We start from the raw sequence: 23,784 nt of genomic DNA on the forward strand, positions 1-23,784 counted from the left end.
GGCGGGCGTCGCCCGCCGCACGGGACCTGGGCGGTGCCGCTCACCTTGCGGCGCCCTCACTTGGCGGCGCCGCAACCGTCCACCGGGGTCACGGAGATGACCGTACGTGCGGGCAGCACGACCCGCCGCGCCTTCCCGTCGCCCGTCTTCCCCGCGTCCTCGGCGCGCAGCGAGACCCCGTCCCTGCCCGACCCGAGGAACTCGCCGCACCGCTCCCCGGACGTCGTGCCCACCCGCACCAGACGGTCCCCGGACGATTCGGTCGTGGCCCAGGCCAGGCCCACGGCGACGGCGGCGCACGCGACGCCGAGCACGCAGCACACCGAGGCGCGGCGCAGCGCCTTCGTGACGCGCACGACCTCGTCCTCCGTCCAGCACCGCAGTGCTTGCCCGGCGAGCAGGGTGCGGTCGCCCAGCCGTCCGTGTGCCGCCCGCACGGCAAGCACCGACCCGGCGAGGAGCAGCAGGAAAGCGGCGGCGATCAGGCCGGAGGCCGTGTGGCGGGCGGCGTCCGGCAGTCCGTTCAGGTCGTCGCGGCCCTTGAGGACGGCGAGGACGGCCAGCAGGGTCGTCAGGCCGGTCAGACCCGTACGCCACCCCTCAGCCCGGCGGCGCAACTCGTCGAGCTGCGTGAACTCCAGCTCCCGCGCCAACTCCGCCCAGCGCCGGTCGGACTGGGCCGTCACGGGGTGCCGCTCGGGCCGACGGCCACCAGGGACCGTACGTACCAACTCGCTCCGCAGCCGATGAAGACGGCGTTCGACGGCAGCTGCGGATGCGGGTGGCCGCACTCGCAGAAGTGCCGTTCCTGGACGAGGAGCGCCGTGTCCGCGTCCAGCGGGCCCTTCGTCCCGGCCCCGGCACCGCTTCCGGGGACGCCGTACCGGTACTCGGTGGCCGTCCTGCCGTGACAGCGGGGGCAGTGTCCCCGTACGGAGGTGCGGCCCGCGGAGGTGGGGCTCACGGTGAACGGGTCGCCCACCTCACCGAGGTCCTCCTCCGCGTAGGCGGTGTCGAACGCGTGGGGGCGCTGCGGGGGCTGTGTCATGAGGCGTCGTCCAGGTCGAGGTCGAGGTCGAGGGAGAACAAGGTGGCGTACTCACGCAGACGTGCGGTGACCCAGGACGCGGGCTCGCCGACGGCGTCCGCGGCGCGGGCGATGTGGCGGGCGCTCACCCGGCCGGTCACGGCGGGGAGCCGCCCGTCCAGGTTCTCGCTGAGGATCGCGAGGTCCTGCCACAGGGGGATCGTGTCCGGCGGCGGGGGCAGCCGGACGGAGGCGGGGAGCAACGGCAGATAGGGAGTGATACGCCGGAGCGTGTCCGTGGCGGGTTCGCCGAGGCGTCCCGCGATGCTGATCAGGTCCAGGGCACAGAACTCCCCCTTGGGTGAGACCCATTGGTCACGGGAGAGCGCGACCACGTCCCGCGCGGAGGGGACCGTCGTGGGCAGCGCGTCCCGCTCCTCCGCGGAGAGCGGGGGCACCAGAGCACCGATGGGCCTCAGCACGGCCAGCTGCGCGTAGGCCGTGGCGATGTCGATCTGATGGTCACTGGCGTACTGGGCGAAGGACGACGCGGTCAGCGGCACCCAGGTGGCGGGGTAGAACTGGCCGAAGTGGAGGGGCTGTTCGATCAGCACCGTGGTCATGTGCGGGACCGGCCGCCACGCCGTCAGTTCCTCCGGGAGCGGCGGCACGGTGAGGCCGAACCTGTCGGCCTCCTGGCGGGCGAGACTCCACACCTCGCCGAGGGACTCGTGCAGACACGCCGCCGTGTACAGGAGTCCGGCCGCTGTGAGCCGGTCGGCCGGGTAGTCCTCGTCCTCACTGGAGGCCTCCTTGCCGGACAGCGCGTAACGGCTGCGCAGCGGCAGGCTCGGCCAGGCGGCGATGACGCGCACGTCGTCGGGCACCGCCACCCCGGCCGCCCTCAGCTCCTCGACCACGCCTGCGATCTCGGCCGGGTCCGGCAGCCGGCGGGACGCCCTGCCCAGTTCCTCTAGGTTCACCCCCCGCTCCAGGAGTACGTCGTTGCTGTTCAGCGCGTCGACGAGCGTCCCGGCGACCGGCGAAGGCACGAACGGACCACCGGGGCCCGCACCCGCGTAGCGTCGCTCGTATGTCAGGCCCGTCGCGGCGGCGACCCTGGCGAGGTCCTCCTCGGCGGTCGCGAGGTCGCAGCTCCGGGTCGCGGCCACCGAGATCGTCGCGGCCCAGCGCAGAGTGCGGGGCTCCTGCTCCCCGCCGGTGAACCGGGTCAGCTCCAGGTCGGTCTCGGCGTCCAGGTCGATCCACGCCTGGACCGTCCCGGCGGCGGGAGCCCTCCAGCCGAGCCAGGAGAACTCGTCGAGCAGACGCAGTACATCGGATGCCGGTGTACCGGTGCGCCTGCACACCTCGCGCGCCTGTTCCGCGCCGGACACCGGGACGAGCGACCTCTCGTACCTGGTGTTGTCGTCGAGGAAGAGGTGGGCGATGTCGCTCTCCGTGCACACGTGGTCCCGGTGATGGGCGGGAACGGACAGCGGGGGAGCGTTGTGCAGGGGTGCCCAGCGCTCGTACCGTGCGACGACCCGGCCCAGGGGCTCGGCCAGCTTCTGGGACGTCAGCACGAGGCAGCCCGTCTCGGCGGTGACCGCGCCGTTGTGCCGCAGCTCGGTCGGCAGGTCCGTGGTGAAGGAGCCGGACAGGATCCGGGCGAGCCCGGTGTCGATCCGGTCCGGTTCCTCGTCGAGACCCTCCCCGTACACGGCGGGCGGGGCCTCGTGCGCGTGGGCGATGCGCAGCCGCCGCTTGCGCCGGAGGATGTCGGTCACCGTGGTCTCCTGCTGCGCGGCGCGCAGCAGGACGTTCCACCAGCTCATACCGGTGTCCTGCACCGCCGCGTCCCCCGGCTCCGGTACGGGATGGCCGACGAGGCTCTTGGGGCTGGACATCCGCCCGCCGGCGTGGGGCAGGCGCAGCGCGGCGGCACGCCAGGAGTTGATCCCGCCGCCGATGCCGGAGTGGTGCCCTTGCTGGGAAGTGATGGCCCGGTCGAGCCAGAACCAGCCCTGGACGTCGAGCGAGTGCCGGTGCCCGTCCTCCCGCGTGGCGGTGACGCCCGTACCCCGCCACTCGCGCCACAGCGACCGTGCCACCGCCAGATTGCGCTGCTCGAGCTCCCAGAGCCACTCCATCCGCAACAGCGGCCACTCGCCCAGTCTCCGGGCGCCCGCCCGCCAGTTCTGCCGCTCCCAGTCGCGGTCGTAGTCCTGGAGCTCCTTGCGGCTGACGTTGAGCTGTCCCGCGTGCGGACCCGTCAGGTTCAGCACGTACCCGAAAGGCCGTACGTCGGTGGTGATGCCGTCGCAGAGCACACCGCCGTCCTCGCCGACCCACCACAGGACGCCCGGCACCGCCTCCAGTGGCTTCATCGAGCCGCCGCCGACGCCCGGTTGCAGCACCCCTCGTTCCCAGACGTGCTCGGCCCCGGCCGCGTCCCGCACCTCCAGGTCGAACTCGCTCACGCGTACGAGATCCCGCAGCGTGGCGACGCACGAGAGCGCGTCCGCCGTGTGGCCCGGCCGCAGATACAGCCGGACCCGCGTTCCCCCTTCCGGCAGGCTGTCTCCCGGCGCCTCGTGCCTCTTGATCCGGAACAGGCTGCCGCTGCTCGGGATGTCCACCCGCAACGCCTGCTCCGCCGGTTTCCCCTCCGCGCTCACCTGCCGTGTCACGATCGACATCTCGTCGGCGAGCATGAAGTAGCTGAACACGCCGATCCCGAAACGGCTGTTGGGGTAGAGACGCAGCCCCGGATCGTGCCGCAGCCAGCGCGACTGCTCGCGCCGGAACGCCTTGGACTGCTCGAACCGGCTGCCCGCACGCGTGAAGGTGTACTTCAGCTGGTCCGCGCTCATGCCGACGCCGTTGTCCCGGCACTCCACGTACCGGCCGCGGTCGTCCTCACCCTGGACGACGGAGATGCGGCCGCCCGTCCAGGGCGCGGGCGAGGCGCCCACGCTGTCCAGATACCTCCAGCGCATCGCGCGGTAGCGGCACGCGTCCATGGCGTTCTGGTAGAGCTCGCGCAGCGCGAGCTGCGGTTCGCCGCCGTAGAGCTGCTCACCCATGAGGAGTTCGCGCACCTCGGTCTGCGCGAGGTGGAAGCGCAGCAGCGGGACCTCGTACGAAGCCTGGCCGTGGGAGCGGCTCGGTCGCAGGTCGCGGTCGGTGATCCGGGTCGGCACGGCGGCGAGGAGCGCGGCCTCCGGGGCGGGCAGCGTCGCCGCGAGGCCCGCCACCTGCTCGGCGAGCTGGTCCGCCTGGTGGGCGACGTCCATGAGCGCGGCGTGCACCGACTGGTGCGGGCACGGGACGTCGAGGTGGAGCGTGCTGCCCTCGGACTGCCAGCTCAGCAGCTCGGGCTGGGACACGAGGCCGACGATCTCCTGCGGCAGTACCGGATCGGAGACGGCCAGGTGCTCGGCCACCATCTCGGGGAACGTCCGCACGTCCACCGCGAGCGCGCCCGCGAGCCGCAGGAGCGCCGCCAGCGGACGCAGCCGCAGCGGCTGGTGGCCGCCGGGCAGCAGCACCTTGGCGGGTGCCCGCCCCGCGAGGTCGTCCGGCGGCTCGTCGAGGCCGATGCCCGCGGCCGCCGCCCGGAGCAGCCCCGACAGTTCCCTGACCCGGTCGGGCACGGCGCCCGCGCTCTGGAGCAGCCCGGCGGCCAGCTGGTCCGCGGCCGCCGGCGGCACGGCCTCGTCGTCCGTCTCGAACCGGTCCGCCACCCACCGGTGCACCAGCCACATCGTGACGGCCACCGCGTCCTCGGTGCGCTCGCGCGCCCGGCACTCCGCCGCCTTGCGGGCCACCCGCACGTGCTGTTCGGCGATCTGCTCGTAGTGCCTGCGGTACGCGTCGGCGCCGGGCCGGCGCTCGAGGGACTCCGGCGCGATCTCGGCGGCCTGGCTCAGCCGCTCCGCCCACGCGGCCTCCCGGAGGAAGGGCGCCGCGACGAGCGTGGCGACCTCCACCGCGGAGAGTGTGGCACCGGCGGGCAGCAGCGAGGGAAGGCGGTCGCACAACAGGCGCACGGGGAAGGTGTCGTCGGACCACGGGTCCTCGTGGGGCAGCCGCTCCTGCGCGCGGTGCAGGGTGAACGCGCACCGCTCCACGAAAGCGCTCAGAGAGTCCTTGAACCGGACGACGCAGCCCTGGCCGCGGTCGTCGACGAGCTGCCACAGCGCGGTGTCCCGCACGGCCCCCTGCCAGGCCTCGAGGAGCGGCCGGCCCTCGCAGACGTCCGTGCTCTTGGTGCGGGCCTCGAAGTTCATGCCGTAGTGGACGTAGGCGTTCTGCGTCTGCCCGTGCCGGTGGGCCACCGCCCTGGTCCGCGCGGCGGCGGCGTCGAAGACGTCCTCCACGGCGCGGGCGGGCGTCAGCGGGCTGAGGGCCTCGGCGAGGCCCCGGGTGAAGAAGCTGCCCTCGCCCGTGCTGCCCGCGCGCTCACCCGCCGAGCAGCCCATGAGCACGGCGAAGCCGCCTCCCGGTGGGCCGTTGTCGACGCTGTTGCCGAAGCGCACGTCGCCGGCGGCCAGCTCGGTGCGGCAGGCGTCGACGGCCCACACCACCGTGCCCGCGGTGCAGGCCTTCAGCCAGGGGCTGATGCTCGCGGGGAGCAGCGAGTCGATGTACGGCTCCTGCCAGTCGCCGTCGGCGGGCGGGAAGGCGTCGAAGGGCACCAGGTAGTCGATGCCGCCGGCGCGGATCCCGTGCCCGGTGAAGTAGAGCAGGAGGGTGCCGCCGTCGGGGACGTCGCGCGCCGCCTCGTGGATGCGGGTCCTGATCTCGTTCAGACCGGCGTTGTGCAGAGTCGTGACGTCGTACCCCGCGGCCCCGAGGGCGGAGTTCATCAGCCTGAGATCGGCGTCGACGGCCTCGTCGAGCGGTTCGAAGAGCTCGGTCGCCGCGGGCACGTGCCCGATACCGATCAGCAGCGCGCAGCGCTCCCGTGCCGTCATGGTTCCTCCCCCGGGCCCTCTCCCCGGGCCGGAGGAACATGATGCACCGCTCCGGGCGCCGACGGGGCGTGACCGGGAGACCGCGTGCCCGATTGACGAAGCATGCAGAGGAGTGCATACTCATGCATGTCAGTGAATGAATGCACTGAGCGAGCGAATGCACTGTGAGGAGAAACCCCGTGACCGAGCGCGTCGTACTCGCCTACTCGGGCGGCCTGGACACCTCCGTCGCCATCGGCTGGATCGCCGAGGAGACGGGCGCCGAGGTCATCGCCGTCGCCGTGGACGTCGGCCAGGGCGGCGAGGACCTGGACGTCATCCGCAAGCGCGCGCTCGCCTGCGGTGCCGTGGAGGCGGAGGTCGCCGACGCCAAGGACGAGTTCGCCGAGGGCTACTGCCTCCCGGCGATCAAGGCCAACGCCCTCTACATGGACCGGTACCCGCTGGTCTCGGCCCTGTCCCGGCCCACGATCGTCAAGCACCTGGTAGCCGCCGCGAACAAGCACGGCGCCGGCGTCGTGGCCCACGGCTGCACCGGCAAGGGCAACGACCAGGTGCGGTTCGAGGCCGGCATCCAGGCCCTCGGCCCCGACCTCAAGTGCATCGCCCCCGTCCGGGACTACGCGATGACCAGGGACAAGGCCATCGCCTTCTGCGAGGACAAGGGCCTGCCGATCGCGACCACCAAGAAGTCGCCGTACTCCATCGACCAGAACGTCTTCGGGCGCGCCGTCGAGACGGGCTTCCTGGAGGACATCTGGAACGCGCCCATCGAGGACGTGTACGAGTACACCTCCAACCCCGCGATCCCGCGCGAGGCCGACGAGGTCGTCATCACCTTCAAGGAGGGCGCGCCGGTCGCCATCGACGGCAGGCCGGTCACGGTCCTCCAGGCCATCCAGCAGCTCAACGAGCGCGCGGGCGCCCAGGGCGTCGGCCGGATCGACATGGTCGAGGACCGGCTGGTGGGCATCAAGTCCCGTGAGGTGTACGAGGCTCCCGGCGCCATCGCCCTGATCACCGCCCACCAGGAGCTGGAGAACGTCACGGTCGAGCGGGAGCTGGCCCGGTACAAGCGGCAGGTCGAGCAGCGCTGGGGCGAGCTGGTCTACGACGGCCTGTGGTTCTCCCCGCTCAAGAAGGCCCTCGACGGCTTCATCGACGAGGCGAGCCGGCACGTCAGCGGCGACATCCGGTTGACCCTGCACGGCGGCCGCGCCGTCGTCACCGGCCGCAGGTCCGACCAGTCCCTGTACGACTTCAACCTCGCGACCTACGACTCGAGCGACACCTTCGACCAGTCCAAGGCGCAGGGCTTCATCGACATCTTCGGCCTGTCCTCGAAGATCGCCGCGAAGCGGGACCTGGCCTGAGGCCCCCAGCGGTACGTTGAGGTCCGCCTCCCCGAAGCGCTCGGCGCGGGGGAGGCGGACGCACATCCCCCCTTCTCCAAGGAGTACGTGCAGTGAGCAGCAACACCGGCGACGTCCGCCTCTGGGGCGGCCGTTTCGCCGACGGCCCGGCTGAGGCGCTGGCGCGACTGTCCGCCTCGGTGCACTTCGACTGGCGGCTCGCGCCGTACGACATCGCGGGCTCCCGAGCCCACGCCCGCGTGCTCCACACGGCCGGACTGCTCACCGCCGACGAGCTGGAGCGCATGCTCGCCGGTCTCGACCGGCTCGAAGGAGACGTCGCCGACGGGTCCTTCGTCGGAACCGTCGCCGACGAGGACGTGCACACCGCCCTGGAGCGCGGCCTCTTGGAGCGGCTCGGCCCCGACCTCGGCGGCAAGCTGCGCGCGGGCCGGTCCCGCAACGACCAGGTCGCCACGCTCTTCAAGATGTACCTGCGCGACCACGCCCGGATCATCGGCGGCCTGCTCGCCGAGCTCCAGGAAGCGCTCGTCGGCCTCGCCGAGGCGCACCCCGACGTCGCCATGCCGGGCCGCACCCACCTCCAGCACGCCCAGCCGGTGCTCTTCGCCCACCATGTGCTCGCCCACGTCCAGTCCCTGTCGCGGGACGCGGAGCGGCTGCGGCAGTGGGACGCGCGGACCGCCGTCTCGCCGTACGGCTCCGGGGCGCTCGCGGGCTCCTCGCTCGGGCTCGACCCGCAGGCGGTGGCCGCGGACCTCGGCTTCGAGCACGGCTCCGCCGCCAACTCCATCGACGGCACGGCGTCCCGTGACTTCGCCGCCGAGTTCGCCTTCATCACCGCGATGATCGGTGTGAACCTCTCCCGGATCGCCGAGGAGGTCATCATCTGGAACACGAAGGAGTTCTCCTTCGTCACCCTGCACGACGCGTTCTCGACCGGCTCGTCGATCATGCCGCAGAAGAAGAACCCCGACATCGCGGAGCTCGCCCGCGGCAAGTCGGGCCGCCTCATCGGCAACCTGACCGGCCTGCTGGCGACGCTCAAGGCGCTGCCGCTCGCGTACAACCGCGACCTCCAGGAGGACAAGGAGCCGGTCTTCGACTCCTGCGACCAACTGGAGGTCCTGCTGCCCGCCTTCACCGGCATGATGGCCACGCTCACCGTGCACCGCGAGCGCATGGAGGAGCTGGCACCGGCCGGTTTCTCGCTCGCCACGGACATCGCCGAGTGGCTGGTCAAGCAGGGCGTGCCGTTCCGCGTCGCGCACGAGGTGGCGGGGGAGTGCGTCAAGGAGTGCGAGGCGCAGGGCATCGAACTCGACCAGCTCACGGACGAGCAGTTCGCAAAGATCAGCCCCCATCTGACCCCGGAGGTCCGCTCGGTCCTGAACGTCCACGGCGCACTGGCAGCCCGCGACGGCAGGGGCGGGACGGCACCCTCGGCGGTGGCGGTGCAGCTCGCGGAGATCAAGCGGGATGTGGCGGAGCAGCGCACGTGGGCGAAGCGCGGCAGCAGCTGATCAGCTCGCTCCGGTGAGATATCAGCCCGTCCGGCGTTTGAGGACGAGCGCGGAGCGCGTTTCTCCAGCCCGTCCGGCGTCTGAGGACGAGGCGCGGAGCGCCGGCAAAGGGCTGGGGCCCAGGGGGCGCAGCGCCCCTGGTTCGGGAAGGGGCGGGCCTGGGGCGCCCCGCGAGGCCCGGACCGGCCCGCCCGAGCCCGCCCCCCCACCCCCGATTACGTTGAGGGAGTGCACGCAGCCCGCGCGCACCCCCTCGACGTGGAGCCCGCGCATGCCCTTCGCCCGCCTGGACGCAGCAACCACCCCCACCGCCCACCTGGGCCTGGGCCTCGCCGCGGTGGCCAGGCCCGGCTACATCACCCTGGGCCGCGAGGAGGACCTACCCCCCTCCCGCAGCGTCGAGGCCCTCCGAGACCGCACCCTGGAACTCCTGGACGCCGCGTACGCGCTCGGCGTGCGCTACCTCGACGTGGCCCGCTCCTACGGCCGCTCGGAGGAGTTCCTCGCCGACTGGCTACGGGCGCGGCCCGCCGTCCGCGACGTCGTCGTGGGCAGCAAGTGGGGCTACACGTACACGGCCGACTGGCGCACCGACGCCGACGCGCACGAGGTCAAGGACCACAGCGTCGCCGCGTACGACCGCCAGCGCGCGGAGAGCGCGGAGCTGCTCGGCGACCGGCTCGACCTCTACCAGATCCACTCGGTCACTCCTCAGAGCCCGGCCCTCACCGACAAGGAACTGCACGCCCGCCTCGCGGATCTCGCGGACAGCGGTGTCACCGTCGGGCTCTCCGTGAGCGGCCCCGAGCAGGCCGCGGCGATCCGCGCCGCCCTCGACGTCACCGTCGGCGGCGAGTGCCTCTTCCGTACCGTCCAGGCCACCTACAACGCCCTGGAGACCTCGGCGGGGCCCGCCCTCGCGGAGGCGCACGACGCCGGACTCACCGTCCTGGTCAAGGAGGGCATGGCCAACGGCCGCCTCGCGGGCCCGCGGGCGCCCGCCGCGCTGCGCGCCGCCGCCGAGGCCACCGGGCACGGCTGCGACGCGGTCGCGCTCGCCCTCGTCCTGCGGGAGCCGTGGGCGGGCGTCGTCCTCTCCGGGGCCGCCACCTCCGTACAGCTGGTGTCGAACCTGCACGCCACGGCGGTCGACCTGGACGAGGAGCACCTGGACCGGCTGTCGGCCCTCGCGGAGGAGCCCGCGGCGTACTGGGCCACGCGGTCGGGCCTGCCCTGGCACTGATCGACACGCACACCACGTCATCCGGCCGCGCGGCACCCGCGAGACTCCCTCGACTCAGTCGCGTGAGACAAAGTTGTCTCAAATGGCCTATGCTTGTCTCATGCCAGTCGATCGTGACCACGTGCTGCGCAGTGCCGCCGCGCAGCTCACCCGCAAGGGCTCCTCGACCATGGACGAGGTGGCCAGGGCCGCCGGCCTCAGCCGCGCCACGCTGCACCGTCACTTCGCGGGGCGCGACGCGCTCATCCGCGCGCTCGAGGAGCTGGGCATCCAGGAGTGCGAGGCGGCCATGGACGCCGCCCGGCTCGACGAGGACAGCGCCGAGGCCGCGCTGCGGCGCCTGATCAAGGAATTCGAGCCCGCCGCGGGCCTGCTCGCGTTCCTCGTCACGGAGAACCAGCTCTTCGAGGGCGACGCCCAGCACGAGGGCTGGTCCCGGCTCGACGTCCGGATCGCGGCCCTGTTCCGGCGCGGACAGCAGAGCGGAGAGTTCCGCATCGACCTGAGCGCCGCATGGCTCACGGAGGCGCTGTACGGGCTCGTCGGCTCCGGCGCCTGGGCCGTGCTCGACGGCCGCGTGGCGGCCAAGGACATCTCATACATGATCGCCGAGCTGCTGATCGGCGGCGCACGACGGAGAGTGGAACCATGAAAGGCACCGAACAGCGCGTACGGCCCGCGGAGGTGGCGCCGCACCCCGGCCGCTGGCTCGCCCTGGCCGTACTCGTGCTGGCCGTGCTGCTCGTCGCGGTGGACGCGACCGTCCTCGGTCTCGCGACCCCGTACATCAGTGAGGACCTGAAGCCGTCCGGCACCCAGCTCCTGTGGATCGGCGACGTCTACTCGTTCGTGATCGCGGGCCTGCTCGTCTCCATGGGCAGCCTCGGCGACCGCATCGGCCGCAAGAAGCTGCTGCTCACCGGCGCCGTCGCGTTCGGCGCGGTGTCCGTGCTCAACTCCTACGCCACCACGCCCGAGCTGATGATCCTCGCGCGTGCGCTGCTCGGTGTGGCGGGTGCGACCCTGATGCCGTCCACCCTCGCGCTGATCCGGAACATCTTCCACGACCCGCGCGAGCGCAGCATCGCCGTCGGCGTGTGGGGCGCGATGGCGTCGGCGGGCGCGGCGGTCGGCCCGGTCGTCGGCGGCTTCCTGCTCGAACACTTCTGGTGGGGCTCGGTCTTCCTGATCAACCTGCCCGTGATGGCGGTCCTCGTGCTCGTCGGCATCAAGCTGCTGCCCGAGTCGAAGAACCCGGCGCCCGGTCCCTGGGACCTGATCAGCGTGGTGCTCTCGCTCATCGGCATGATCGCCGTCGTGTACGCGATCAAGGAGGCGGCGGCGCACGGCCCGCGCTGGGACGTCCTCGTCTCCGGCGTCATCGGCGCGGCCGCCCTGACCTGGTTCGTACGCCGGCAGCTCACGCTGCCCGCGCCGCTCCTCGACATGCGGCTCTTCCGCAACCGCGGGTTCTCGGCGGCGGTCCTCGCCGACCTGCTGACCATCCTCGGCCTGTCCGGGCTCGTCTTCTTCCTCTCCCAGTTCCTGCAACTGGTGCAGGGCAGGCAGCCGTTCGAGGCCGGTCTCGCCGAACTGCCCGCGGCCGTGGGCGCCGTCACGGCGGGCCTGATCGCGGGTACGGTGGCGCGCAGGTACTCGGTGCGCGCGGTGGTCGCGGGCGGTCTCGCCGCGGTGGGTGTCGCGCTCGCCTCCCTGACCGTGCTGAGCCAGCAGACGGGGTATCCGCTGCTCGGCGCCGCACTCCTGGTCGTCGGCGTCGGGGCGGGCTTCTCCTTCACGGTGACCGCCGACGTGATCCTGTCCAGCGTGCCCAAGGAGCAGGCGGGCGCGGCGTCCGCGGTCTCGGAGACGGCGTACGAACTCGGCGCGGCGCTCGGCATCGCCCTGCTCGGCTCCATCGTGACCGGTGTGTACCGCGACTTCACGGCCCCCGCGGGCACCCCGGCCGACGCGGCGTCGGCGGCCCACGACTCCCTGGGCGGCGCCGTCGAGGCGGGCGCGGACCTCCCGGCCCACACGGCCGAGCCCCTGCTGGCCGCGGCCCAGGACGCCTTCGTGGACGGCCTCCGCCTGGCCGCGGGCGTGGGCGCAGCGGTCCTGCTGGCCACGGCGGCAGCGGCCTGGTTCCTCCTGAAGCACCAAAAACTGGAGGACAGCCCAGAACACTGACCCCACCCCCGTGGGCACCCGCCCGCTCCCACTGTGGGCAGGCGTTCCGCACGGCGAGTGGGTTCTCCCCTGCTCGAGCGAAGCCGAGAGCTTGGGGAAGGGTGGGCACAGCCCCCGGCGCCGGGTGCCGATACACAGAACGCCCGCCCCGGCGCCGGGAAGAACCCCCAGCACCGGCGCGGGCACACCGTAAAAACCCGGGCGGAGCCTACGCGGCCTTGGCCTTGGTGGCGTACATGTCCACATACTCCTGCCCGGAGAGCAGCATGACCTCGGTCATCACCGAGTCGGTCACCGCCCGCAGCACATAGCGGTCACGGCCCATCCCGTCGTACCGGGAGAACTCCATGGCCTCACCGAACCGCACGGTCACCTTGCCGGGCCGCGGCAGCCCCTTGCCCCCCGGCTGCAACTTGTCCGTGCCGATCATCGCGAACGGCACCACCGGCGCACCGGTCATCAGGGTCAGCCGGGCGATCCCCGTACGCCCGCGGTACAGCCGCCCGTCGGGGGAGCGGGTCCCCTCCGGATAGATGCCGAAGACCTTGCCGTCGTCGAGGATGCGGCGCCCGGTCATCAGGGCGGCCACCCCGCCGCGACCCCCGTCGCGGTCCACGGGAATCATGCCGACGCCGGTGAAGAACCAGGCCATGAGGCGGCCCTTGAGGCCCTTGCCGGTGACGTACTCGTCCTTGCCGATGAAGTAGACGGGCCGGTCGCACACGAGCGGCATGATCATCGAGTCGATGAACGTCAGATGGTTTCCGGCCAGGATGACGGGTCCCTCACCGGGGATGTTCTCGGCGCCTTCCACCCGCGGGCGGAACATCAGGCGCAAGATCGGCCCAAGCACTGCCTTAATGAGCGCTAGACGGGACAACAGGTCCTCCGGTGTCAACGGGTCGGCGGCGAGTCTGTGCAGGTGAGGACCATACTCGCGGGCCCCGTCGATTGCACATCGGGTTCATCCGACCGATACGCGCAGTTGACCTGTTCCTGGCTGCTGTTGTCCCCGCGAGGACCCCACCGTGACGACGTTATCGCCGTGCGAACTGCGTGGCTTGTCCGAGTGGTGCTTCTCACTCCGGGTTCCGCTTACGGCCGGAAGTCCGCCGGCGCCCCCGAGCCGGGGCGTACGCGCCGTCCGCACTGCCGGGCCGTCCGCGAACCCGCACCGGCACGAGTGCCCCGCGCCGTCAGGCGTACACCTGCCCCCCGGCCCCGACTGTGAGCGCGCTCGACACGCGGCGTCAGCCAGGCGTTCGGTCCCCGGCCTCCCTTTCGTCACATGATCACACCTACGATCGTGCCGCTTTGTCAGGTGCAAGGCGGCACGCGGCAGTACACAGGGAGGAGCGCGCAATGGCGACGCAGGAATCGGGGCGACGGGAGACGGGCACGAGCCCGGGGCGGCGCGCGGTGCTCGGGGCCGCGGTGCTCGGGGCGGGCGCGGCGGCCGTGGGGGCGCCGGGGGTGGCGAGAGCCGGTGAGCGGCACGGCCACGGGCACGGCGGCGGGTACCGTGACCTGCCCGTGCCGACCGTCGTGGCGCACCGCGGCGCGAGCGGCTACCGGCCCGAGCACACGCTCGGCTCGTACCAACTCGCCCTGGACATGGGCGCGCACGTCATCGAGCAGGACGTGGTGCCCACCAAGGACGGCCACCTCGTATGCCGTCACGAGAACGACATCACGGGTACGACGGACGTGGCCGCGCACCCGGAGTTCGCGGGGCGCAGGACGACCAAGTCCGTCGACGGCGTCAAGCTCACCGGCTGGTTCACCGAGGACTTCACGCTCGCCGAGCTGAAGACGCTGCGGGCCAAGGAGCGCATCCCCGGCACCCGGCAGCACAACACCCTCTACGACGGGCGCTGGCAGGTGCCCACGCTCGAAGAGGTGTTCCGCTGGGCGGAGAAGGAGGGGCGCCGCCGCGGCAGGCGCGTGTGGCTGCACATCGAGACCAAGCACCCCACCTACTTCCGGGGGCTCGGCCTCGGCCTGGAGGAGCGGCTCGCGAAACTGCTCCGCCGCTACGACCGGCACCACCGCCACTCCCCGAACTTCCTCCAGTCCTTCGAGCCGAGCAGCATCCAGCGCCTGCACAAGCTCGTCGGCGCGCCCGGCGTCGTCCTGCTGTCCTCGGCCTCCTCGCGCCCGTGGGACTTCGTGCAGGCGGGCGACCCGCGCACCGTCGCCGACCTCGTCAAGCCCGAGGGCCTGCGCTGGCTGGCCTCGTACGCCAAGGGCATCGGCCCCACCCTCGACCTGATCATCCCCAAGGGCCCCGACGGCAGGCTCCAGGAGCCGACCACCCTCGTCCGCGACGCCCACGCCAAGGGCCTGCTCCTGCACCCCTACACGATGCGCAACGAGAACACCTTCCTGCCCGCCGACTTCAAGAAGGGCACGGACCCGAACGCGTACGGCGACGTGTTCGGCGCGCTCAAGGCGTACTTCGCCACCGGCATCGACGGGATCTTCTCCGACAACCCGGACACGGCCCTGCTCGCCGCCGCGGACTTCTCCGACGACTGACCCGCCGCCCGCTCCGGCACCCTCCCGTCAACGAGGGTGCGCGGGGCCCCGGTTGGGGTGAGGCGCGGTCGGGAAGGAAACCCGTACCGGAACGACCGCGTCCACGTCGGCATGACCCCTTCGCTCACCTCCGATCTGGTCACCGCCCTGCGTCCGCTGCTCGCGGCGGAGGTCTCGGCCGAGGCACACGGCAGCGGCACCGACCCCGGCGACATCGAGCAGGCGGTCTGGCTGCGCCTGCTCGAGCACCTCGACACCGGCGAGCCGCCCGCCGACCCCCCGGCCTGGCTCCGCGCCGCCGTCCGCGACGAGGCGCGCCGCACCCGTTCCACCGCCCGCAGGGAACGGGCCTACGTCACCGAGCCCGTCGACCCGCGCGGCGGTCCCGAACAGCGGGCGCTGCGGGCCGACCGGCACCGCTCGCTGTACGCCGCGGTGCGCAGACTGCCCGGCCGCTGTCCGCGTCTCATGTTTGCGCTTCTGTCGCCCAAGGACCCCACCTACCGCGAAATCGCAGGGGAGTTGGGAATGTCACAAGGATCCTTGGGACCGGAACGTTCCCGTTGCCTGGGATGCCTGCGCAGAATGCTCGCGCAAGAGGTTGCGACTCCTGACCCATGGGGAAAGGAGTGAGGGACAACCGGCGGAGCAGGTGAGCGGGAGGCATGCACACATGGGCATGAGCGTGACCATCTCGGAGGCGGCGGCCGACGGCAGGACCGCCGAGCAGATCCTCAAATTGCAGTACCTCTGCTACCAGAGCGAGGCCGAGCTGTACGGCGACTACTCCATCGAGCCGCTGACGCAGAGCCTGGACTCCATCAGGGCCGAGCTCGAAGCGGGCAGCGTCCTGGTGGCGCACCTGGGCGAGGAGGTGGTGGCGTCCGTGCGCGGCACGGTCGACGCGGCGGGCACCGCCCGCATCGGCAAGCTCATCGTGCACCCGCGGATGCAGCGGCACGGCCTCGGCGGCCGGCTGTTGCACGCCATCGAGCTGCGCCTCGGCGAGGGCGGCTCCGCCAAGCGCTTCGAGCTGTTCTCGGGCCACCGCAGCGAGAGCAATCTCCAGCTCTACCGCAAGCACGGCTACGCGCCGGTGAGCACCCGGCGCGTGGACGACCGGCTCACGGTGGTCACCCTCGCCAAGGAAGCCGCAGCGGGCGCGTACGCGACGAGCGCCTAGGCGCCCGCCCGTGGCTGGCTGCGCGGCCTGCGCAGCCAGAACACGGCGGTCACCGGCAGCAGCACGGGGATGAACAGATAGCCCATCCCGAAGTCCGACCAGACCGTGGCGTCGGGGAACGCGGAGGGCTCCGCGAGGGTCCAGGCCCCGACGGCGAGCACTCCGACCAGCTCGGCCGCACAGCACACGAGCGCCGCCCTGCGCGCCCGCTCCCCGCCGCGCACCAGTGAGTACGTGATGAAGCCGTAGACCACACCGGCGACCGCGGACAGCGTGTACGCGAGCGGGGCCTTGTGGAAGTCCGTCGAGATCTGCACCGCCGAGCGCGACACGGCGCCGACGACCATCACTCCGTACAGCCACACGAGGAGGATGCCGGGACCGCTGATCAGCTTCTGCCGGGTGCGGGGTCCGTCGTCCGTCACCGTCACCTCAGCCTCCCCAGATGTCGTAGAGCCGTACTTCCAGTACGGCCAGGACCACGCCGCCCGCGGCGACGGTCAGCGAGCCCCAGCGGGTGCGCTCGGCGAGCGACATGAATCCGGCCGCGGGCACGCACGCGAACGAGCCGATCAGATACGCCACGAAGATCGTCGTGCCCTGCGCGGGGTCCTCGCCCCGCGCCAGCTGGACGACGCCGACGACCAGCTGGACCAGGGCGAGCAGGGTGACCACCCCCATGCCGATGAAGTGCCAGTCCTTCGTCGGCTGGTCGCGGTACGCGGCGAATCCGCACCAGGCCGCGAGCGCGAGGGCGGCCACGGAGGTCGCGACGGTCAGGGCAACGAGCATGCCGAGACCCTATTACGGGCCAAAAGGCCCGGCGTGCCCGGCCCCGACCCTGGTGTACCCGACCCCGGGCCCCGGTGTGCCCGCCCCCGGCCCCCGGTGTGCCCGCCCCCGGCCCCCGGTGTGCCCGGCCCCGGGCTCCGCTGCACCAGGCCCCGGAGGCGCCGCGCCCGCGGGTCGCACGGTCCGTCGCGCGGCCGGGACGCCCACCGTGGTGTTGACCACAGCGCGTACCGTTTCCGAGCCGTCGGCCGATGTCGTGGTCCAAGGTCTTCCCGCCGTATCCGCGCAGGCCACGGCGGGTGTCACGGAAATGGCCACCGGTGCGCGGAATCCGCGCGGCAGCGAGTGCGCCGTCTCTTCTGACGGTCAGAGTTTGTCCGCTATTCGGACAGCGGTAGTGGGACGCGACCGCGCGCGTGTTTTACTGGTCCGCATGACCACGACGAGCAGCCGCACCCTTGCGACCGAGGCGATCACGACGCCCGGTGCTCGTTGTATGTGTCGAATGTGCGCCTTCTGAGGGCCCCCGCACCACCGAGAGCCTCGCGCCCCGAAGCGAAGCCGCTGTGCCCCGCCCCTACGCCACGTACGCCACAGGCGTGACGCACGCACCGTAGGAAGCGAGCCTGCCCCGCGCACACGTCCTCCGGTTCCTCCCGACATCGCGAGAACCGTGCCGCGTTCCGAACGAATGCCCCGTGCCCCGGCGACACCCCGCCGTGCACTCGACAGTGACGGAAACCCCAGTGATCACCACTTCCGGCCTCACCAAGGTCTACCGCTCACGCGGTCGTGAAGTAACCGCCATCGACGGAGTCGATCTCCATGTGCGCGAGGGCGAGGTGTACGGCGTCATCGGCCAGTCCGGTGCCGGCAAGTCCTCGCTGATCCGCTGCGTGAACCTCCTCGAGCGCCCCACCTCCGGCACCGTGACCGTGGCGGGCCAGGACCTCACCGCACTCGCGGGCCGCGGCCCGCGCGCCGGCAAGGAACTGCGCGCCGCCCGCAACCGCATCGGCATGGTCTTCCAGCACTTCAACCTGCTGTCCTCGCGCACCGTCCAGGCCAACGTCGAGCTGCCGCTCGAGATCCTCGGCCTGTCCGGCAGGGAACGCTCCCGCAAGGCTCTGGAACTGCTCGACCTCGTCGGCCTCGCCGACAAGGCCAAGTCCTACCCGGCGCAGCTCTCCGGCGGCCAGAAGCAGCGTGTCGGCATCGCCCGCGCCCTGGCGGGCGAGCCGAAGGTGCTGCTCTCGGACGAGGCGACCAGCGCCCTCGACCCCGAGACCACCCGCTCCATCCTGTCGCTCCTGCGCGACCTCAACCGCGAGCTCGGCCTCACCGTGCTGCTGATCACGCACGAGATGGAGGTCGTCAAGTCGGTCTGCGACTCGGCCGCGCTGATGGAGCGGGGCCGGATCGTGGAGTCCGGCACCGTCACCGAGCTGCTCGCCACCCCCGGCTCGCAGCTCGCCGCCGCGCTCTTCCCGGTCAGCGGCGACGCCACCGGCACCGACCGCACCGTGGTCGACGTGACCTTCCACGGCGACGCCGCGACCCAGCCGGTCATCTCCCAGCTGTCGCGCACGTACAACATCGACATCTCGATCCTCGGCGCCGCGATGGACACCGTCGCGGGCAGGCAGGTCGGGCGGATGCGCATCGAGCTGCCCGGACGCTTCGAGGAGAACGTCGTCCCGATCGGCTTCCTGCGCGAACAGGGACTCCAGATCGACGTCGTCGGGGCCGCCGCGGCCGCCGCGGCCGCCGGAGTCCCGGCCCAAGAAGGCCGCAGCGCCGCAGGGACCGCCGCCACGCTGGTGAAGGAAGGTGCCAAGTGACCTGGTCGGAGATGCGGCCCCTGCTGGAGCAGGCCTGCTGGGACACGCTCTACATGGTCGGCTGGTCGGCGCTCATCGCCGTCGCCGTCGGCCTGCCGCTCGGCCTGCTCCTGGTCCTCACCGACCGCGGGGGCCTGCTTCAGAACACGCTCGTGAACAAGGTGATCGGGCAGGTCGTCAACATCGGCCGCTCGATGCCCTTCATCATCCTCATGGTCGCCCTGATGGGCTTCACCCGCTCCATCGTCGGCACCACCATCGGCCGCGAGGCCGCGATCGTGCCCCTCGCGATCAGCGCCATCCCGTTCTTCGCGCGCCTGGTCGAGACGGCCGTGCGCGAGGTCGACCACGGCCTGGTCGAGGCCGTGCAGTCGATGGGCGGCAACACCTGGACCATCGTCCGCAAGGTCCTCGTGCCCGAGTCCCTGCCGTCGCTGATCTCCAGCACCACCACCACGATCGTGGCCCTCATCGGCTACTCGGCGATCACCGGCACCGTCGGTGCGGGCGGCCTCGGCGACCTCGCGGTCCGCTACGGCTACCAGCGCTTCGAGACCGAGCTGATGTGGATCACCGTCGGCATCCTCGCCGTGGTCATCTCGATCATCCAGTTCGCCGGCGACTACGCCGCGCGGAGGCTGCACCGGCGCGGCGGCCACTCCGGTGCCGCGCCCCGGCTCAAGCTGCTCCGTGCCAAGCCCGCCACCGACACCACCGCCCCGGTGAAGACCGCTTCCTGAGTTCCCGGGCGTCCCGAGCCCTCGGGCGTCCCGAGTCCCCCGGCACCACCCCGCACCACCACCGCGGGGGTGTACCACCCATGGAGAAAGGCACTTTTCGTGCGTAACACCATCAAGATCACCGCCGTTGTCCTGGCCACCGGAGCCCTCACCCTCGGACTGACCGCCTGCGGCGCCGACAAGGGATCCGACAAGGACGGCCCGCTCGTCGTCGCCGCGACCCCGACGCCCCAGGGCCAGATCCTCGACTACGTCAAGAAGAACCTGGCCGAGAAGGCGGGCCTCGACCTGGAGGTGAAGGAGTTCACCGACTACGTCACGCCCAACACCGCGACGCAGCAGGGTGAGGTCTTCGCGAACTACTTCCAGCACAAGCCCTACCTGGACGACTTCAACAAGAAGAACAAGACGGACATCGTTCCCGTCCCGGGCGCCACGGTGCACCTGGAGCCGCTCGGCGTCTACTCGAAGAAGATCAAGAAGCTCGACGAGCTGAAGAAGGGCGCCACGGTCGCCGTCCCGAACGACACGACCAACGAGGCCCGCGCCCTGAAGCTGCTCGCCGACCACGGCCTCCTGAAGCTCAAGGAGGGCGCCGGCTTCGCGGCCACTCCGAAGGACATCGTCGACAACCCGCGCGGCCTGAAGTTCAAGGAGCTGGAGGCCGCCGCCCTGCCGCGCACCATCAAGGACGTCGACGCCGCGGTGATCAACGGCAACTACGCGCTGGAGGCCGACCTCAACCCGGCCAAGCAGGCACTCGCCGCCGAGAAGGCCGAGGGCAACCCGTACGGCAACTTCCTCGCCGTGAAGAAGGGCGACGAGAACGACCCGCGCGTCAAGAAGCTGGCCAAGCTCCTCACCTCGCCCGAGGTCAAGAAGTTCATCGAAGACAAGTACGACGGTGCCGTCGTCGCGGCGTTCTGACATGCGCAGAGCCCGCATCACCGCGGCGGCCGGGGCCCTGGCCCTGTCGCTCGGCCTGACCGCCTGCGGCTCGGGCTCCGGCTCCGACGGCGACACCCTCGTCGTCGGAGCCACCCCGACACCGGCCGGTGAGGTCCTCGCGTACATCCAGCAGAACCTGGCGAAGAAGAAGGGCCTCGACCTCCAGGTGCGGGAGTTCACGGACTACGTGACACCCAACACCGCGCTCCAGGAGGGCTCCCTCGACGCCAACCTCTACCAGCACGCCCCGTACCTGGACGACTTCAACAAGTCCAAGAAGACGGACCTGGTGGCGGTCACCGAGGTGTACCTGCCCCCGATGGGTGTGTACGCGGACGACGGCAAGAAGCTGAAGGACGTGAGGGAGCTGCGCTCCGGCGCGACCGTCGCCGTACCGAACGACACCACCAACGAGGGCAGGGCCCTCGAACTGCTCGCCTCCAAGGGGGTGATCGAGCTGAAGAAGGGCACGGGCGCGAACGCCACTCCCGAGGACATCGCGGCCAACCCCAAGAAGCTCACCATCAAGCCCCTGGAGCCCGCGCAGCTGCCGCGCTCACTCCCGGACGTCGACGCGGCCGTCATCAACAACAACTACGCGCTCGACGCGGGCCTCAGCCCGAAGAAGGATGCAATTCTCCTCGAGTCCGTGCAGGACAACCCGTACAACAACGTCCTCGCCGTGAAGAAGGGCGACGAGGACGACCCGAGGGTCGGGAAGCTGGCCGAGCTGCTGCGATCGCCCGAGGTCAGGAAGTTCATCGAGGACGAGTACAAGGGGTCGGTCCTGCCGGTCACGGCGGGCTGACGCACCCTGGTGCACCGTCCCCGCCCACGGGGTCCGCTCCGCGCGCCGGAGCGGACCCCGTGGTGCGTCCACGCGCCACCATGCTGCATGCTATGCACTTCAGCAGGCCTGGAGGTCCTTGAGGCCCTCGACGACGCACGGAACGACAGGCCCATGAAGGTTACGGAGCGGCGCATGACCACAGCCTCGGGGTTCCCCGACATCTCCCTCAGTACGGAGCGGTTGGTGCTGCGCCCGCTCGAGGACGCCGACACCGCCGCGTACGCGGAGATGATGAACGACGAGCTCGTCACCGCCTGGACCGCCGCGCCCCAGCCGTACACCGAGGCCGACGCCCGCGACTGGATCACCCGCCTCGCTCCCGCCGAACGCACCGAGGGCCGCGGCATCGTCCTCGCCGTGACCGAGTTCCTCACCCAGCGCCTCGTGGGCACCGTGCGCGTCGCCCACACCGACTGGCGGGTGCGCTCCGGCGAGCTGAGCTATGTGACCGCCCCCTGGGCCCGCGGCGAGGGCTACGCCTCCGAAGCCGCCCTCGCCACCGCCCAGTGGCTCTTCCACGACCAGAAGTTCGAGCGCGTCGAGCTGCGTACGGCCGCCGACAACACCGCGGCCCAGCAGGTGGCGCAGAAGATCGGCTGCATCAGCGAGGGCGTCCTGCGCGGCGCCTGGATAGCACGTGTCAGGAACGGCGGCGACCCGCTCGGCGGCTGGCTCGACCTGCGCACCGACCTCATCGTCTGGAGCCTGCTCCCCGAGGACCTGGAAGGCGTGACCGACCAGTCGGCGCAGAGTGGGTACACGGCGTTCTCCGACTGGAACTGACAGCGCGGGGGAACATGCCCGTCCGGCGTTCGAGGACGGGGCTCGAAGGGCCGACGTGTTCGAGGACGGGGCTCGAAGAGCCGGCAAAGGGGGAGAGGGGCGAAGCCCCGTAATCGGCAGCAGGTACGCTCCGTCTGGCCGCACGCGGCCGCCCGCACCGTACGACCCAACTCCAGGAGACAGACGACCATGGCCGACCGGGTCACGGTGATCGGCTGGGACGGCTCGCCGCTCACGTCCGCGGCGCGCGCGGCCCTCGGCGCCGCGACGCTGGTGGCGGGCGCCGCCCACCACCTCGCCCTGCCCGAGGTCCCCCCGACCGCCGAGCGCGTCCGGCTCGGCAGCGTCGGCCTCGCCGCCCGCCGTATCGCCGCCCACCGGGGCACCGCGGTGGTCCTCGCGGACGGCGACCCCGGCTTCTTCGGCGTCGTACGTACCCTGCGCGCCCCCGAGTTCGGCCTCGAGGTCGAAGTGGTGCCCGCCGTCTCCGCCGTCGCCCAGGCCTTCGCCCGCGCCGGCATCCCCTGGGACGACACCCAGGTCGTGGTCGCCCACCGCCGCACCCTGCGCCGGGCCGTGAACGTGTGCCGCGCGTACAGCAAGGTCGCCGTGCTCACCTCGCCCGGCGCCGGGCCCGCCGAACTCGGCCTGCTCCTCGAAGGCGTCCACCGCACCTTCGTGATCTGCGAGGAACTCGGCACCGAGCGCGAGCAGGTCAGCGTCGTCACCTCCGACAAGGCCGCCGACCACACCTGGCGCGACCCGAACGTCGTCATCGTCATCGGAGGCACCGGCGGCCCGGGGGGTCCCGGCGGCCCCGGCGGCTCCGGGAACGGCGGCGGCCCCGGCGGCACCGGCCCGCACGACGGCTGGATCGCGGGCCGCGAGCCCGCCGTGGAGCCCCGCGGCTGGGCGCTGCCCGCGGCGAGCTACGGCGGTGAACAGGAACTCGGCGAGGGCGAGACCGACCGCATCCGTTCCGCCCAACTGGCGCGGCTCGGCCCGCGCGTGGGCGACCTCGTCTGGGACATCGGCTGCGGCACCGGCGCCTTCACCGCGGAGGCCGCCCGCTTCGGCGCCGCCGTCATCGCCGTCGACCGCGACCCCGACGCCTGCGCCCGCACGACCGCCGCGGTGCGCCGCTTCGGCGTGCACGCCCAGATTGTGCACGGCGCCGCGCCCCACGTCCTGGAGAACCTGCCGGAGCCGGACGTCGTCCGCGTCGGCGGCGGGGGAGTGGCCGTGGTCTCCGCCGTCGCCGACCGCCGCCCCGAGCGCATCGTCACGCACGCCGCCACCCGCGACGACGCCGAACTCCTCGGTCGGCACCTGTCCGAACACGGGTACGCCGTCGAGTGCGCCCTCTTGCAGTCCGTCGAGCTCGACACCCGCGCCTGGACGGAGCGGAAGCGGACCGTCGTCTTCCTGGTCGCGGCACTGCTTCTCGATCGCACGCCCTGACCCTCGCGAGCCCCCCGCCGCGCCGTGCGCGGTAGGCTGGCCGATCGTTGTGCCGTATGTGGGCGCCCGGCGATTCATTGGTCTGTGTCAGTCAAAGTCCGGAAAGGTCGCCCGCTTTGGGGAGTGCGTGTGGTACGGCGGACCGCGAGGCGCGCGACGTGGCGCAGTCCACAGCGGACCGTGGCCGATCAAGCTGCCACGGCGGCGGTGCTACCGCGACAATGCCTGTGGTCCGTACGCGGTGCGTGCCGCGCGGCACGTGCGCTCGTTGTTCATGACGGGCGGTCAAAGAAGGACTAACCGATGGGCG

20 protein-coding genes are annotated in these 23,784 nt (G+C 71.8%); 14 read left to right on the forward strand and 6 right to left on the reverse strand.

All coding sequences use genetic code 11. The features are described 5' to 3' along the window. Positions 1-56 precede the first annotated feature (56 nt). The 3 genes from ACH4DX_RS29755 to ACH4DX_RS29765 are packed head-to-tail and all read right to left on the reverse strand — an operon-like array spanning position 57 to position 6,009. Positions 57-686, reverse strand: coding sequence for a hypothetical protein (locus ACH4DX_RS29755; RefSeq protein WP_398157411.1), 630 nt, complete (start codon positions 684-686; stop codon positions 57-59). Next, positions 683-1,048: a hypothetical protein gene (locus tag ACH4DX_RS29760; RefSeq protein WP_398157412.1), complete on the reverse strand. Its 366-nt coding sequence runs from the start codon at positions 1,046-1,048 to the stop codon at positions 683-685. Before ACH4DX_RS29760 ends, ACH4DX_RS29755 begins: the two co-directional genes overlap by 4 nt. Further along, on the reverse strand, positions 1,045-6,009 hold the full coding sequence (locus ACH4DX_RS29765) for a caspase family protein (RefSeq protein ID WP_398157413.1): 4,965 nt from the start codon (positions 6,007-6,009) through the stop codon (positions 1,045-1,047). The genes ACH4DX_RS29760 and ACH4DX_RS29765 overlap by 4 nt, the downstream gene beginning before the upstream one ends. A 179-nt stretch (positions 6,010-6,188) precedes the next feature. Between ACH4DX_RS29765 and ACH4DX_RS29770 the strand changes: the two genes are divergently transcribed. From ACH4DX_RS29770 to ACH4DX_RS29790, 5 genes are all read left to right on the forward strand, one after another. Continuing rightward, positions 6,189-7,382, forward strand: coding sequence for an argininosuccinate synthase (locus ACH4DX_RS29770; RefSeq protein ID WP_398157414.1), 1,194 nt, complete (start codon positions 6,189-6,191; stop codon positions 7,380-7,382). A gap of 92 nt (positions 7,383-7,474) precedes the next feature. Next, positions 7,475-8,905 carry an argininosuccinate lyase gene (gene argH / locus ACH4DX_RS29775; protein WP_398121743.1) on the forward strand — a complete coding sequence of 477 codons (1,431 nt, stop codon included), beginning with the start codon at positions 7,475-7,477 and terminating at the stop codon, positions 8,903-8,905. Between the two features lie 271 nt (positions 8,906-9,176). Next, positions 9,177-10,148, forward strand: a complete 972-nt coding sequence (locus tag ACH4DX_RS29780; protein ID WP_398157415.1) for an aldo/keto reductase — start codon at positions 9,177-9,179, stop codon at positions 10,146-10,148. Positions 10,149-10,248: 100 nt separating this feature from the next. Continuing rightward, positions 10,249-10,800 carry a TetR/AcrR family transcriptional regulator gene (locus ACH4DX_RS29785; RefSeq protein ID WP_398121745.1) on the forward strand — a complete coding sequence of 184 codons (552 nt, stop codon included), beginning with the start codon at positions 10,249-10,251 and terminating at the stop codon, positions 10,798-10,800. Next, entirely contained in the window at positions 10,797-12,338 is a 1,542-nt protein-coding gene (locus ACH4DX_RS29790) for an MFS transporter (protein ID WP_398121746.1), read from the forward strand. The genes ACH4DX_RS29785 and ACH4DX_RS29790 overlap by 4 nt, the downstream gene beginning before the upstream one ends. Positions 12,339-12,546: 208 nt before the next feature. Here ACH4DX_RS29790 and ACH4DX_RS29795 read toward each other — a convergent pair whose 3' ends face one another. Continuing rightward, positions 12,547-13,167, reverse strand: coding sequence for a lysophospholipid acyltransferase family protein (locus ACH4DX_RS29795; RefSeq protein ID WP_398121747.1), 621 nt, complete (start codon positions 13,165-13,167; stop codon positions 12,547-12,549). Between the two features lie 533 nt (positions 13,168-13,700). Here ACH4DX_RS29795 and ACH4DX_RS29800 point away from each other — a divergent pair. From ACH4DX_RS29800 to ACH4DX_RS29810, 3 genes are all read left to right on the forward strand, one after another. Then, entirely contained in the window at positions 13,701-14,876 is a 1,176-nt protein-coding gene (locus ACH4DX_RS29800) for a glycerophosphodiester phosphodiesterase (protein ID WP_398157416.1), read from the forward strand. Between the two features lie 111 nt (positions 14,877-14,987). Beyond that, positions 14,988-15,509, forward strand: coding sequence for an RNA polymerase sigma factor (locus ACH4DX_RS29805; RefSeq protein WP_398157417.1), 522 nt, complete (start codon positions 14,988-14,990; stop codon positions 15,507-15,509). A 40-nt stretch (positions 15,510-15,549) separates the two neighbouring features. Next, positions 15,550-16,059: a GNAT family N-acetyltransferase gene (locus ACH4DX_RS29810; protein ID WP_398121750.1), complete on the forward strand. Its 510-nt coding sequence runs from the start codon at positions 15,550-15,552 to the stop codon at positions 16,057-16,059. Here the strand turns inward: ACH4DX_RS29810 and ACH4DX_RS29815 are convergent. Together ACH4DX_RS29815 and ACH4DX_RS29820 are read right to left on the reverse strand one after the other, a co-directional pair. After that, positions 16,056-16,490, reverse strand: a complete 435-nt coding sequence (locus tag ACH4DX_RS29815; RefSeq protein WP_398121751.1) for a hypothetical protein — start codon at positions 16,488-16,490, stop codon at positions 16,056-16,058. The two genes, ACH4DX_RS29810 and ACH4DX_RS29815, sit on opposite strands and share 4 nt — an antisense overlap. A gap of 1 nt (position 16,491) precedes the next feature. After that, positions 16,492-16,851 carry a hypothetical protein gene (locus tag ACH4DX_RS29820; protein WP_398121752.1) on the reverse strand — a complete coding sequence of 120 codons (360 nt, stop codon included), beginning with the start codon at positions 16,849-16,851 and terminating at the stop codon, positions 16,492-16,494. Positions 16,852-17,597: 746 nt separating this feature from the next. Here ACH4DX_RS29820 and ACH4DX_RS29825 point away from each other — a divergent pair. The 6 genes from ACH4DX_RS29825 to cbiE all read left to right on the forward strand — a co-directional run bounded on the left by ACH4DX_RS29825 (position 17,598) and on the right by cbiE (position 23,474). Further along, entirely contained in the window at positions 17,598-18,692 is a 1,095-nt protein-coding gene (locus ACH4DX_RS29825; protein ID WP_398121753.1) for a methionine ABC transporter ATP-binding protein, read from the forward strand. After that, positions 18,689-19,432, forward strand: a complete 744-nt coding sequence (locus ACH4DX_RS29830; protein ID WP_398121754.1) for a methionine ABC transporter permease — start codon at positions 18,689-18,691, stop codon at positions 19,430-19,432. The genes ACH4DX_RS29825 and ACH4DX_RS29830 overlap by 4 nt, the downstream gene beginning before the upstream one ends. Before the next feature lie 99 nt (positions 19,433-19,531). Then, positions 19,532-20,359, forward strand: coding sequence for a MetQ/NlpA family ABC transporter substrate-binding protein (locus tag ACH4DX_RS29835; RefSeq protein WP_398157418.1), 828 nt, complete (start codon positions 19,532-19,534; stop codon positions 20,357-20,359). A gap of 1 nt (position 20,360) precedes the next feature. Next, positions 20,361-21,188, forward strand: coding sequence for a MetQ/NlpA family ABC transporter substrate-binding protein (locus ACH4DX_RS29840; RefSeq protein WP_398157419.1), 828 nt, complete (start codon positions 20,361-20,363; stop codon positions 21,186-21,188). Positions 21,189-21,362: 174 nt separating this feature from the next. Then, positions 21,363-22,013 (forward strand): GNAT family N-acetyltransferase, encoded by a 651-nt coding sequence (locus tag ACH4DX_RS29845; RefSeq protein ID WP_398121757.1) that lies wholly within the window; start codon positions 21,363-21,365, stop codon positions 22,011-22,013. Positions 22,014-22,202: 189 nt separating this feature from the next. Beyond that, complete coding sequence (gene cbiE, locus ACH4DX_RS29850; RefSeq protein WP_398157420.1) at positions 22,203-23,474, forward strand: precorrin-6y C5,15-methyltransferase (decarboxylating) subunit CbiE; 1,272 nt, start codon at positions 22,203-22,205, stop codon at positions 23,472-23,474. Positions 23,475-23,784 lie beyond the last annotated feature (310 nt).

Source organism: Streptomyces sp. NPDC017940 (assembly GCF_044328435.1).
Taxonomy (GTDB): Bacteria; Actinomycetota; Actinomycetes; order Streptomycetales; family Streptomycetaceae; genus Streptomyces.